Consider the following 13,042-nt stretch of genomic DNA (forward strand, 5'->3'; position numbering starts at 1 on the left):
CACAGGCATGTCCGCGTCCCGATTCGTCCACCTCCACCTGCATAGCGAGTACTCGCTGGCCGACTCCACCGTCCGCATCGGCGAGCTGGTCAAGCGCAGCGTCGAGCTGGACCAGCCGGCGGTGGCGATCACCGACATCAACAATGTCTTCGCCGCGGTCAAGTTCTACAGGAAGGCCGAGGGCGCCGGCATCAAGCCGATCATCGGCGCCGACATCGGGCTGGCCGACGGCAACGAGGCGACATCGCGGCTGACCCTGCTGTGCCGCGATCGCGACGGCTATCTGACGCTGTCGCGGCTGCTGACCCGGGTGTGGATGGAGGGCCACCGCGCCGATGGCGTGGCGATGCGCCCGGAATGGCTGCGCGAGGACAACGCGGGGCTGTTCGTGATGGCCGGACGCCACAGTCTGGCGGGACGGCTGACCGTGGCCAACAAACACGAGCACGCGGAGGCCTGGCTGGCCGACTGGCAAGGCGTGTTCGGCGAACGCCTGCACATCGAGCTGACCCGCGCCGGGCGCGAGGGCGAGGACGCGTTCAATGCGTTCGCGCTGCATGCCTCGGCCAAGCGGGGCCTGCCGGTGGTCGCCAGCAATGACGTGCGCTTCCTCCACCGCGACGGCTTCGAGGCCCACGAGGCGCGCGTCTGCATCGCCTCGGGCCGTGTGCTCGACGATCCCAAGCGGCCGAAGGACTACAGCTCCGAGCAGTACCTGAAGTCGACCGCGCAGATGGCCGAACTGTTTGCCGATGTGCCGGACGCGATCGACAACGCGATCGCGCTGGCGATGCGCTGCAACGTCGAGATGAAACTCGGCGAGTACGCGCTACCGGCATTCCCCGTTCCCGCCGACCACACCATCGAGTCGTGGCTGCGCAGCGAGGCGCGCGAAGGGCTGGAAAGGCGGCTGGAGAAAGCACCGCTGGCGCCGGGACGCACGCGCCAGGACTACGACGAGCGGCTGGAGACCGAGCTCGACGTCATCATCAAGATGGGGTTTCCCGGTTACTTCCTGATCGTCGCGGACTTCATCAACTGGGGCAAGCAGCACGACATTCCGGTCGGTCCCGGCCGCGGTTCCGGCGCCGGTTCGCTGGTGGCCTGGGCACTGGGCATCACCGACCTCGATCCGCTGCCCTACGACCTGCTGTTCGAGCGGTTCCTCAATCCCGAACGCGTGTCGATGCCCGACTTCGACATCGACTTCTGCATGGATCGCCGCGACGAGGTGATCGACTACGTCGCCCGCAAGTACGGCCGCGACCGGGTCAGCCAGATCATCACCTACGGCACCATGGCGGCGAAGGCGGTCGTGCGCGACTCCGGCCGCGTGCTCGGCCACCCGTACGGCCTGGTCGACGGCATTGCCAAGCTGATCCCGAACACGCTGGGCATCTCGCTTTCCGACGCGATGGGCGAGACCGAGAAGTCGCGCACGAGCGAGGGCCTGGCCTCGCCCGACCTGATCGAGCGCTACAACAGCGACGAGGAGGTGCGCGACCTGATCGACCTGGCGCGCAGCCTCGAGGACCTGACCCGCAACGCCGGTAAGCATGCCGGCGGCGTGGTGATCGCGCCCAGCCCGCTGTCCGACTTCTGCCCGCTGTACGCCGAACACGACGGCGAGGGCCGCGGCCGCAATCCGGTCACCCAGTTCGACAAGGACGACGTCGAGGCGGTCGGCCTGGTCAAGTTCGACTTCCTCGGCCTGCGCACGCTGACGATCATCGACTGGGCGGTGAAGGCGATCAACGCGCGGCTGGAGAAGGAAGGACGGCCGCCGCTGGACATCACCGCGCTGCCGCTGGACGACAAGCCCAGCTACGAGCTGTTCGCACGCGGCGACACGGTCGCGGTGTTCCAGTTCGAATCCCGCGGCATGCGCGAGCTGCTCAAGCGCGCCATGCCGGACACGTTCGAGGACATCATCGCGCTGGCGGCGCTGTTCCGTCCCGGCCCGCTCGGTTCGGGGATGGACAAGGAATGGGTGGACCGCAAGCACGGCCGCACCGAAGTCAGCTACCCGCACCCGCTGCTGGAACCGGTGCTGTCGCCGACGTACGGCGTCATCGTCTACCAGGAACAGGTGATGCAGATCGCCCAGGTGCTGGCCGGCTATACGCTGGGCGGCGCCGACATGCTGCGTCGCGCGATGGGCAAGAAAAAGCCCGAGGAGATGGCGAAGGAACGCGCCAAGTTCGAGACCGGTTGCGCCGAGCGTGGCATCGCGGCGAACCAGGCCACGCCGATCTTCGACCTGATGGAGAAGTTCGCCGAGTACGGCTTCAACAAGTCGCACTCGGCCGCCTACGCGCTGGTGGCGTACCAGACCGCGTGGCTGAAGGTTCACTATCCGGCCGAGTTCATGGCCGCGGTGCTGTCCTCGGACATGGACAACACCGACAAGGTCACCGGCTTCCTCGACGAATGCCGGGTGATGAAGCTGGACGTGCTGCCGCCGGACGTCGCGCATTCGGAGTACATGTTCGAGGCCGTGGCACCGAACACGATCCGCTACGGCCTCGGCGCGGTGAAGGGCGTTGGCCGCGGTGTCTGCGAAGCGATCGTCGAGGCGCGCCGCAGCGGTCCGTTCAGGGATCTGCTCGACTTCTGCAAGCGCGTGGACGGCGCCCGGCTCAACCGCCGCGCGCTCGAGGCGCTGGTCCAGGCCGGCGCACTGGACACGCTCAGCAGGAACCGCGCGAGCCTGATGCTGCAGTTGCCGGAAGTACTCAAGGCCACCGAGCAGCTCGCCCGGGAGCGTGCCGCCGGCCAGGTGTCGCTGTTCGGCGGCGGCGAATCGCCGGTCGCCGAGTTGCGCATCGACCTGCCGGAGGTCGCCGAATGGCCGCTGACACAACTGCTCAACGGCGAACGCGAGACCCTCGGGCACTATCTGAGCGGACATCCGTTCGATCCCTACCGCGAAGAGCTGCGCGCGCTGCTCGGCCATGATCTGGGCGACCTGGAGAAGATCTGGGAATCGCGCCCGGAATCGGCCCGCAGCGGTTGGCGCCCGGAGGTCGAGAGCGTCGTCGCCGGCCAGGTGGTCGCGCTGCGCAAGAAGGGCGACAGCCAGATGTTCGTGCAGATCGAGGACGGTCGCGGCCGCCTCGAATGCGCGTTCTTTGCCGAAACCTATGCCGAATACGCATCGTTGTTCACCCGCGACCGCTTGCTGATCGTCCAGGGCGGGCTGCGCGAGGACAGCTTCAGCGGCGGCTTCGCGCTCAAGGCCCAGCGCTGCTGGGACTACGCCAGCGTGTGCGCGAACCATGCCCGCCGACTGTCGCTGCGGCTCGACCTGCGCGTGCCGGGCATCTGGCAGCGGGTCGATGAGCTGCTGGAGCGGCACCGCCCCGGCAAGACCCCGATCCGGCTCGACCTGCTGCGCCCCGGCGCCGCCGGCATGCTCGACCTCAATGGCAGCCACGCGGTGCGGGTCGACGCCGACCTCGTCGGCACCCTGCGCGCCCTCCCCGGCGTCAAGGCGGTCAAGCTGGCGCTCGCGCGTCCCTGGGGATAGCCGCACCGTCGCAGCCCTCCGCCCACCCGTTCCCTTGAGCGCCGCCCGATGTCCCCGGACCAGGTGGCGTCATCGAACAGGTTCCAAGATGGACGACGCATGCGCCCCTGATATCGGCGGCGATCCTGGTGTTCTTCATGGTCGCCGGCGAACTGATCCTGACCGCGGTCGACATTCCATTGTCGGCGTTCCAGATCGCCGGTGGCATCGTGCTGTTCCTGTTCGCGCTGTCGATGATCTTCGGCGAGAGCAAGCCCGAGCAGGAAGTGAAGATGGCCGAGAGCGGCCACGAAACCGCGATCTTCCCGCTCGCCGTGCCCTCGATCGCCGGTCCCGGCGCGATGCTGTCGGCGGTGCTGCTGACGGAGAACGACCGTTTCAACCTCTGGCAGCAGGCGCAGACCACGGTGACGATGCTGGCCGTGCTGCTCGTGGCGCTGGTGCATGCTGCTGGCAACGCGCCTGCACCGGATGATCGGCAACAGTGGCGCCAGCATCATCAGCCGGATGATGGGCCTGATCCCGGCCTCGGTCGCGACCGCCAGCGTACCGGGCGGGATCAGCGACTACTTCACGCTCTGACGCCCGAACCTGCAGGCGGCCCGGGCCAGGTGCCGGCACGCGATCCGTGCAAGATCCATACCAGACGGCTCGGTACGGACAGCGGGGGTCGGCTAGACTGTGCGCTTTCCCGGCGGCCCGCCGCCCACGACCTGTCGACGCATGAACCCGAACTACCTCGACTTCGAGCAGCCGATCGCCGACCTGGAAGCCAAGATCCAGGAACTGCGCCACGCCAGCCATGGCCCGGCGGTGGATGTGGACGCCGAAGTGCATGCGCTGCAGGACAAGCTGCGCCAGCGGACCGCGCAGATCTTCCGCGATCTCAGCCCGTGGCAGGTCTCGCAGCTGGCGCGCCACCCGGCGCGGCCGTACACGCTCGACTACATCCGGGTGATCTGCGACGAGTTCCAGGAGCTGGCCGGCGACCGCGCATTCAAGGACGACGCCGCCATCGTCGGCGGTCTCGGCCGGATCGACGGCCGCAGCGTGGTCATCATCGGCCACGAGAAGGGCCGCGACACCAAGTCGAAGGTCAAGCGCAACTTCGGCATGCCGCGCCCCGAAGGCTACCGCAAGGCGTTGCGGCTGATGAAGCTTGCCGAGCGCTTCCGGCTGCCGCTGATCACCTTCATCGACACCCCCGGCGCCTACCCCGGCATCGGCGCCGAGGAGCGCGGCCAGTCCGAGGCGATCGCCCGCAACCTGCTGGAAATGAGCGAGCTGCGCACCCCGATCGTCTGCACCGTGATCGGCGAAGGCGGCTCCGGCGGCGCCCTCGCGATCGGGGTCGGCGACCGCACACTGATGCTCGAGTACAGCACCTATTCGGTGATCTCGCCCGAGGGGTGCGCCTCGATCCTGTGGAAGGACGCGGCCAAGGCCAAGGATGCCGCCGAACAACTGGGCCTGACCGCAAAGCGGCTGCACGGTCTGGGCCTGGTCGACAAGGTCGTGCGCGAACCCATAGGCGGTGCCCATCGCAATCCGAAGCAGATGGCGACCCGCCTGAAGGCTGTCCTGCTCAACGAGATCGACACGCTGGTTCAGGTGCCGCTGGACGAGCTCGTCGAGCGCCGCTATCGCCGCCTGCGGAGCTACGGCGCATACGAGTGAGCGCTTTGCCGATTGCGCAGGCCGGGCATTAGAGACGACTTCGCATGCGGCCGCGGCGTCGCTTCATGTTGCGGATTCCCTGCGGCTTCGCCGTATTCCCGCTCCGACGGGCAATCGCGACGGCGGCGAGTCGTGCCAAAGCGTCGATGGGCGGTTTCACTCGGGCGCCAGGATCTCCACCACCTGACCAACCAGCGCGTCTCCATGTATCGGCCCCGTGAGACGGCCGTCCATGCTGTTGTCCCGGTTGTCGCCCATCAACAGATAGCTGTTCTCCGGCACCTCCACCGGCTCCATGTGGAACGAGTAGGCCATGGCCGCGTTGCCGGGATCGACGTAGTCCTCGGACAGGCCACGACCATCGATCAACACCCGTCCCTGTTCGATCGATACCGTTTCGCCGGGCAGGCCGATCACGCGCTGCAGCCAGTGGTTGCCGTCCGCGGGGTTCGAGAAGACGACGATGTCGCCGCGCGCAGGACCATGCTCCCGGTAGGCCCCCGCCCGCACGATCACGATCGAGCCCGGTTCCAGTGTCGGCAACATCGCCGAGGACGGCATCCGGTAAGGCGCGAAACCGATGATGCGCTGGCGCGGGTCAAGGGACCTCGCGCCGAACGGATTGATGAAGTAGACGCAGATCAGCATGGCCGGCAGCAGCACCGCCAGCGTCGCCAGCCCCCGAAGCACCCATCTCCGCCAGCCCGTCATCGTCCCTCCGTGAGATCTGCGGTGTAATCCGCGGTGAGATCCGGGCCCGATGGTACACGTCGCCCGCGAACCTGCTGGTCCTGGCCGATAGCCCCTAGACTTGTTCCATGTTGCCCGACCTGCCGTCCGACGCGCCAAAGCCCACGCCCCTGCTGGTGGCCTGCAGCGGCGGCCTGGATTCGTCGGTGCTGCTGCATCTGCTGGCGGGCGACCCCGCACGTCGCGCCGACGGGTTGCGCGCGATCCACGTCCACCATGGACTGCATCCCGATGCAGACGCGTGGGCACGACACTGTCGGCGGCTCTGCGACGGACTCGGGATTCCACTGATCACCGTGCGGGTCGAGGTGCCGCGTGACAGCGGAGCCGGGCCCGAGGCGGCCGCGCGCCGGGTGCGCCACGCGGCGTTCGAGGCCGAACTCGCCACCGACGAGGTGCTGGTCGTCGGCCATCATCTCGACGATCAGGCCGAGACCTTCCTGCTGCGCGCGCTGCGGGCATCGGGAACGGATGGGCTGGCGGCGATGCGTCCGTGGCGTCGCTACGGGCCGGGCTGGCTGTGGCGGCCGCTGCTCGGGATTCCGCGCACCGAACTGCTGACTCACGCGCGGACGCACGGTCTGGCGTGGATCGAGGATCCGAGCAATGCCGACACCGCGCTCGACCGCAATTTCCTGCGCCAGCGCGTGCTGCCGCTGCTGCGCGAGCGCTGGCCCCATGCCGGTGCGGCGCTGGCCCGCAGCGCGGCATTGAGCGCCGAGGCGGCCGGCCTGCTCGACAGCGGCGACGCGCAGGCGCTGGCGGCCGCGATCGGCGCGGATCCCGGATGCATCGACGTCGCCACGCTGCTGGCCCTGCCCGCGGCCCGGCGCCGTCGCGTGCTGCGCCGCTGGATCCAGATGCTGTCGCTGCCGCCGCTGCCGGCCAACGGCATCGCCCGCCTCGAGGCCGACCTGCTGCAGGCGCGTGGCGATGCGGATGCCTGTTTCCGCTGGGCCGGTGCCCGCATCCGGCGCTGGCGCGGACTGATGCATGCCGGACGGGAACGGGCACCGCTGCCGGATGATCTCGACCTGCCCTGGGATGGCCGTCAGCCGCTGGCGCTGCCCGGCGGCGGCAGTCTGCAGCTGGAAGGAAGCGATGCCCTGCCGGAGCCTTGCCGCGTGCATGCGCGCAGGGGCGGCGAGCGCATCGTCCTGCCAGGCCGTGCTCATCGCCACGCGCTCAAGCAGGTACTGCAGGATCTCGGGATCCCGCCGTGGGTACGGGAGCGTCTGCCGCTGCTCGGCGATGCCGCCGGCAGGCTGCTGGCGGCCGGCGACCTGGTCTATTCGGCGGCATTCGACGAGTGGCTGCGGAGCAACGGGGCGCGACTGGTGTGGTACGACGATCCCCCTGCCCCGCTTTCGTAGGAGCCGCACAAGCCGCGACCGGGCCTTCATCGGAACGCCTCATCGCGGCGTATGCCGCTCCTGTGCTTCGGTGCCGACCCACGCGCACAAAAGAACGGGCCGAAGCTATAAACTTGCCTCATGGCCAAGAAACCCGCCGCCGCCGAAACCTCACCGGTCGCCGATTTCGAGCAGTCGCTTGACGCCCTCGAGCAACTGGTCGAGAAGATGGAACAGGGCGACATGAGCCTGGAAGACTCGCTCGCCGCCTACGAGCGTGGCGTCGGCCTGTACCGCAGATGCCAGGTCGCGCTCGAACAGGCCGAGCTGCGCGTGCGGCTGCTCACCGATCCGCAGGACCCGGCCAGCGCCCGGCCTTTCGACGCCAGCGACAGCGCCCGCTCCGACGATGCCTGAGCGCGACTTCGCGCGCTGGCGCGCGTGCGCGGACGCAGCGCTGTCCCGTGCCCTGCCCGACGCCGACCGTCCCCCGCACCGTCTGCACGCGGCGATGCGGCACGCGGTGCTGCTGGGCGGCAAGCGCATGCGGCCGATGCTGGTCTATGCCAGCGGCGAACTGCTCGGCGCCACCCCGGCATCTCTGGATGCGCCGGCCGCGGCGGTCGAGCTGATCCACGCCTATTCGCTCGTGCACGACGATCTGCCGTGCATGGACGACGATGCGCTGCGTCGCGGCCAGCCGACCGTACACGTCGCCTTCGACGAAGCGACCGCGGTGCTGGCCGGCGATGCGCTGCAGGCGCGCGCCTATGAACTGCTCGCCGACGCTCCGGTATCCGATACGACCCGTGTGGCGCTGCTGCGGGTGCTGGCGGGCGCTGCGGGCGCGGCCGGGATGTGCGGCGGACAGGCGCTCGACCTCGATGCCACCGGCAGCGGACATGCGATGTCGGTACAGGCATTGAAGCGGCTGCATGCGCTGAAGACCGGCGCGCTGATCCGCGCCGCGGTGCGGATGGGCGCGCTGTGCGGCGACGCCGACCCGGCCCGGCTCGACGCGCTCGACCGCTTCGCCGATGCGATGGGACTCGCTTTCCAGGTCCGCGACGACATCCTCGACATCGAAAGCGACAGCGCGACCCTCGGCAAGACCGCGGGCAAGGACCAGGCCCAGGCCAAGGCGACCTTCCCGGCGCTGATCGGCATGGTGGCCTCGCGCTGCCTGCTGTCCGATCTCGCCGCGACGATGGACGCGGCGCTGTCGGAATTCGGCGAACGCGCCTCGGCCCTGGCCGCACTCGGCCGGCTGGCGATCGAGCGCGACCGCTGAGCCGCCGCGGGCCTGGCGCAGGAGCGGCGGCAGAAGCGGCGTGAGCCGCGATGACGCTTCCCGGGAATGCCCATCGCGGCTCACGCCGCTCCGACGGCCACTACCATTGCCGGTCAGTGCGCCGCCGCAAACGAAAACGCCACCGGCTCGCACCGGTGGCGTCGTCGTGGAACCGGCTCCGCGCGGTTGCCGGTTACTTCACCAGCCGCAACGCGAACGGATAGCGGTAGGCCTGGCCTTCGTTCGCCTTGATCGAGGCGATGATCGTCAGCACCAGCCAGCCGATGCCGATGATCACCCACAAGGGGATCGCGATGATCAGGCCGATGCCGAGCGTCAGGATCGACAGCAACAGCAGCGCCAGGAAGGCGATGCCAACGGTGATGTTGAAGTTCAGCGCTTCCTTGCCCTGGTCGTCGACGAAAGGCATCGTGTCCTTCTTCACCAGCCAGATGATCAGCGGCCCGACCAGGCAGCCGATGCCACCGACCGCCGAGGTCAGGATCGCGCCGGCCAGCGCCGACAGATGCGCGAACATCGCCCACTGCCGCTGATCGGCCGGGATGCCCGAATCCGCGCCGGCCTGGGCACTTTCGCCCTGCGGCGGCGGCGGCGCGGGTGGCGGCTCGTTGTGCGGAGGCGGCATGGGGGACGGATCGTTCGGGTCTTGGGTACCGCTCATCGTCGTTCTCCCTGAAGATTTCGAAGCATCACTCTCGGCCGATCGCCGGTGGCCGTCAACTGCCGGAAGGCACCGTGACGACGGAACGGCGCGAGCCGGCCGCCGGGCGGATGACGCCGGATCAACCCTCTCCGGCCACGGTCATGCCGCCGACCAGGATCGAGCCGGTGCGCACGTGCGAGCGTGCGTCGATATCGCTGCCGACTGCCTCGATCGCGCGGAACATGTCCTTCAGGTTGCCGGCGACGGTGACGCCGTCGACCGGATGGGCGATCTCGCCATTCTCGACCCAGAACCCGGCCGCACCGCGCGAATAGTCTCCGGTGATGTTGTTGACGCCCTGTCCCATCAGTTCCGTGACCAGCAGACCGCGACCCATGCCGCGCAACATGTCCTCGAAATCGCCGGTATTGGCCGCGACCTGCAGGTTGTGCACGCCGCCGGCGTTGGCAGTGGTCTGCAGGCCGAGCCGGCGCGCCGAATAGCTGCCGAGGATGTAGCGCTGCAGCACGCCGCCGGCGATCAGTGCCGATTCGCGCGTCGCCACGCCCTCCGCGTCGAAATTGGCCGAGCGGAAGCCGCGGCGCATGAACGGAAGTTCCTCGATCGCGAACCAGTCCGGAAACAGCTGCGTACCGGCGCTGTCGAGCAGGAAGCTGGCGCGACGGTACAGCGCGCTGCCGGAGACCGCCCCCAGCAGGTGGCCGACCAGCGATCGTGCCATCTCCGCCGAGAACAGCACCGGGTAGCGGCCGGTCGCGAGCGTACGCGGGGCCAGCCGCGAGACCGCGCGCTCGGCGGCACGGCGGCCGATCGCCGCGGCATCTTCCAGATCCTCCGCCGCGAGCGCGATGCTGTACCAGCCGTCGCGCTGCATCGCATCGCCGCGACCGGCGATGAAGGCGCTGCCGATGCTGTGCTGGCTGCTGCGTTCGTGGCCGGTGAAGCCATGCGAGTTGGCGTAGACGCCGAGGCTGGTGCCGGTGCCCAGCGAACTGCCATCGGAATTCTCGATCCGTGCGTCGAAGTCGCGGCCGGCCTGCTCGGCGGCCAGCGCCAGGTCGATCGCACGCTGGGGATCGTGCTCGACCGTCCACGGATGCCAGCTGTCGAGGTCGCGCCAGCGGCCATCCTCGAACGGAGCCGCCATCAGCCCGGCATCGGCCAGGCCAGCGGCCGGGTCGTCCTCGGTGTGGCGGGCGATCGCACAGGCCTGCTCGACCGTGGCCGCCAGGCTGTCCTCGCGCAGGTCGGCCGTGCTGGCGCTGCCCCGGCGCTGGCCGAAATAGACGGTGACGGCGATGCCGCGGTCGCGCGAGGCCTCGACGGTCTCGACCTCGCCCATCCTGACGCTGACGTTGAGGCCGGTCTCCTCGCTGCAGGACACCTCGGCCTGGCTCGCACCGGCCGCGCGGCAGCGCTCCAGCAGGCTCTGCGAAAGCTCGGCCAGCGCGTCGAGGCGGGCGTGGGAATCGTCGATAACGGTGGTGATCTGGTTCAAGGGAGTGTCCTGTTGCAAAAGCGTTCCAGCCACGGATTCACGCGGGTACTGCTGAAGAAAGTGCTTTATCCGCGTTTATCCGCGAAAATCCGGGGCCCACATTCTTTCCTGCGGCAAGGCGATCATGCGCGGAATCGACGAAGACAGCGGCGAATACCTCGGCCCCAGCCGCAGCCAGCGGCGCCGCGAGGCGCTGGACGTCCTCGAGCTGGGCCGCAGGCTGTCGGAGCTGACCGACGCCCAGCTCGAACGGCTGCCTGTACCCGAGGCGCTGTTGCCGCACATCCGCGAGACCCGCCGGATCACCTCGCACATCGCGCACAAGCGGCAGCTCGCGTACCTGGCCAAGCAGATGCGCCGCGAGGACGAGGAGACGCTGGACGCGATCCGCGACGCGATGGACGAGAGCGGCGAGGCCGCCCGCCGCGAGGTCGCCGCGTTGCACCGCGCCGAGAGCTGGCGCGAACGCCTGCTCGACGGCGGCGATGCGGCCTTGGCGGAGTTCATCGACGCGTTCCCGGCGGCCGACCGCCAGCACCTGCGCCAGCTGGCCCGCAACGCGCTGGACGAACGCAAGCGCAACAAGCCCCCGCGCGCATTTCGCGAACTGTTCCGCGAGATCCGCGAGGCCATGGCCGACGACACGCCGGAGGAGTAGCGGCACGCCTGCAAGCCATGGGTTACGCGGGTGAGCGCGGATCAGACCTTCCGCTTCCGAGGCTTTATCCGCGTCCATCCGCGAAGATCCGCGGCTGAAGAGATTCATGCCTGGGTGCCGCCCACCGTCAGGCCCTCGATCAGCAGCGAGGGCTGGCCGACGCCGACCGGGACGCTCTGGCCGTCCTTGCCGCAGACACCGACGCCCTCGTCGAGCGCCAGGTCATGGCCGACCATGCGTACCTTCTGCATCGTCTCCGGACCGTTGCCGATCAGGGTCGCGCCCTTGACCGGCGCGGTGATCTTGCCATCCTCGATCAGGTAGGCCTCGGTTGCGCTGAACACGTACTTGCCGCTGGTGATGTCGACCTGGCCGCCGCCGAAATTGACGGCATACAGCCCTTTCTTCACCGAGCGGATCATCTCCTCCGGATCGTGCTGCCCGGCGAGCATGTAGGTGTTGGTCATGCGCGGCATCGGCAGGTGGGCGAAGGATTCCCGACGGCCGTTGCCGGTCGGCGCCATCCCCATCAGCCTGGCGTTGAGGGTGTCCTGCATGTAGCCCACCAGCACGCCGTCCTCGATCAGGGTCGTGCAGTTCGTCGGCGTCCCCTCGTCGTCGATGTTGAGCGAACCGCGGCGCCCGGCCAGGGTGCCGTCGTCGACGATGGTCACGCCAGGGGCGGCCACCCGCTGGCCCATGCGGCCGGCATAGGTGCTGGTGCCCTTGCGGTTGAAGTCGCCCTCCAGGCCGTGGCCGACCGCCTCGTGCAGCAGCACGCCGGGCCAACCCGGGCCGAGCACGACCGGCATCACCCCGGCCGGCGCATCGATGGCCTCCAGGTTGACCAGCGCCTGGCGCAGCGCCTCGCGGGCGAGCTTCTCCGGCAGGCCGCCGTCGAGCAGTTCGGCATAGCCGTAACGTCCGCCGCCACCGGCGTAGCCGCTCTCGCGGCGACCGTCCTGTTCGACGATGACCTGCACGTTCAGGCGGACCAGCGGACGCACGTCCGCGGCGAGTACCCCGTCGCTGCGCGCGACCAGCACCGTGTCGACGCCACCGGAAAGCCCGACCATCACCTGTCGCACCCGCGGGTCGGCGGCGCGCAGCAGCCGGTCGACCCGGCGCAGGGCCTCGACCTTGGCCTCGTTCGCATAGCCGTCGATCGGATCCTCGGCCGGATACAGCCCGCCCGCATCCAGAGCGCGTCCACCGCCACGGTTCAGTGACTGCGCACCGATGACCCGGCCATCGCGGGCGATCGCGCGCGCCGATCCGGCGGCCTCGAGCAACGCCTGCCCGTTGATCTCGTCGGAGTAGGCGAAGCCGGTCTTCTCGCCGCTGATCGCGCGCACGCCGACGCCCTGCTCGATCGAATGCGCGCCGTCCTTGACGATGCCGTCCTCGACCGACCAGCTCTCGCGCCGGCTGTGCTGGAAATACAGGTCGCCGAAATCCACGCCCGGCCCGAGCAGGGTGCCGAAGGCATGCTCCAGGCCGCCGGTGTCGAGGCCGGCGGGGAGCAGGAGGCGGGATTCGGCGAGTTGCAGCGGCAGGGTCATGGGCTGTGGCGTCCGGGAACAGGGGTTGTAGCGCGCGGGC

At 69.1% G+C, this 13,042-nt stretch carries 11 protein-coding genes and 1 pseudogene; 8 read left to right on the top strand and 4 right to left on the bottom strand.

Features of this window, described 5'->3' with window-relative positions; translation table 11 throughout:
- Nucleotides 1-7 precede the first annotated feature (7 nt).
- From dnaE to L3V18_RS12915, 4 genes and pseudogenes are all read left to right on the top strand, one after another.
- Nucleotides 8-3,529, top strand: a complete 3,522-nt coding sequence (gene dnaE, locus L3V18_RS12905; protein ID WP_237055523.1) for a DNA polymerase III subunit alpha — start codon at nt 8-10, stop codon at nt 3,527-3,529.
- Nucleotides 3,530-3,636: 107 nt separating this feature from the next.
- Nucleotides 3,637-3,960: pseudogene (locus L3V18_RS19480) on the top strand (MarC family protein); the annotation flags it as partial.
- A 13-nt stretch (nt 3,961-3,973) separates the two neighbouring features.
- A complete protein-coding gene (locus L3V18_RS12910; protein WP_237055525.1) occupies nt 3,974-4,111 on the top strand; it encodes a hypothetical protein in 138 nt (45 codons plus the stop codon).
- Nucleotides 4,112-4,252: 141 nt separating this feature from the next.
- Nucleotides 4,253-5,206 (top strand): acetyl-CoA carboxylase carboxyltransferase subunit alpha, encoded by a 954-nt coding sequence (locus L3V18_RS12915; RefSeq protein WP_237055527.1) that lies wholly within the window; start codon nt 4,253-4,255, stop codon nt 5,204-5,206.
- 156 nt (nt 5,207-5,362) lie between these two features.
- Here L3V18_RS12915 and lepB read toward each other — a convergent pair whose 3' ends face one another.
- The gene (gene lepB, locus L3V18_RS12920; RefSeq protein WP_237055529.1) at nt 5,363-5,917 is read right to left on the bottom strand and encodes a signal peptidase I; all 555 of its coding nucleotides are present in this window, start codon (nt 5,915-5,917) and stop codon (nt 5,363-5,365) included.
- 107 nt (nt 5,918-6,024) lie between these two features.
- Between lepB and tilS the strand changes: the two genes are divergently transcribed.
- The 3 genes from tilS (at nt 6,025) to L3V18_RS12935 (ending at nt 8,599) form a co-directional block, all read left to right on the top strand.
- On the top strand, nt 6,025-7,329 hold the full coding sequence (gene tilS / locus L3V18_RS12925) for a tRNA lysidine(34) synthetase TilS (protein ID WP_237055531.1): 1,305 nt from the start codon (nt 6,025-6,027) through the stop codon (nt 7,327-7,329).
- 120 nt (nt 7,330-7,449) lie between these two features.
- Nucleotides 7,450-7,725, top strand: coding sequence for an exodeoxyribonuclease VII small subunit (locus tag L3V18_RS12930; RefSeq protein ID WP_237055533.1), 276 nt, complete (start codon nt 7,450-7,452; stop codon nt 7,723-7,725).
- Entirely contained in the window at nt 7,718-8,599 is an 882-nt protein-coding gene (locus tag L3V18_RS12935) for a polyprenyl synthetase family protein (protein WP_237055535.1), read from the top strand. The genes L3V18_RS12930 and L3V18_RS12935 overlap by 8 nt, the downstream gene beginning before the upstream one ends.
- Nucleotides 8,600-8,792: 193 nt before the next feature.
- Here the strand turns inward: L3V18_RS12935 and L3V18_RS12940 are convergent, their stop codons facing one another.
- The gene (locus L3V18_RS12940) at nt 8,793-9,281 is read right to left on the bottom strand and encodes a DUF4870 domain-containing protein (protein WP_255783979.1); all 489 of its coding nucleotides are present in this window, start codon (nt 9,279-9,281) and stop codon (nt 8,793-8,795) included.
- Between the two features lie 121 nt (nt 9,282-9,402).
- Complete coding sequence (gene pmbA / locus L3V18_RS12945) at nt 9,403-10,782, bottom strand: metalloprotease PmbA (RefSeq protein WP_237055537.1); 1,380 nt, start codon at nt 10,780-10,782, stop codon at nt 9,403-9,405.
- A gap of 124 nt (nt 10,783-10,906) precedes the next feature.
- Between pmbA and yjgA the strand changes: the two genes are divergently transcribed.
- Nucleotides 10,907-11,440 carry a ribosome biogenesis factor YjgA gene (yjgA, locus tag L3V18_RS12950; RefSeq protein WP_237055539.1) on the top strand — a complete coding sequence of 178 codons (534 nt, stop codon included), beginning with the start codon at nt 10,907-10,909 and terminating at the stop codon, nt 11,438-11,440.
- A 104-nt stretch (nt 11,441-11,544) separates the two neighbouring features.
- On the opposite strand, the gene tldD is transcribed toward yjgA, so the two are convergent.
- Nucleotides 11,545-13,002 (bottom strand): metalloprotease TldD, encoded by a 1,458-nt coding sequence (gene tldD / locus L3V18_RS12955; protein ID WP_237055543.1) that lies wholly within the window; start codon nt 13,000-13,002, stop codon nt 11,545-11,547.
- Nucleotides 13,003-13,042 lie beyond the last annotated feature (40 nt).

The organism is Marilutibacter chinensis (assembly GCF_021725675.1).
Lineage (GTDB): Bacteria > Pseudomonadota > Gammaproteobacteria > Xanthomonadales > Xanthomonadaceae > Marilutibacter > Marilutibacter chinensis.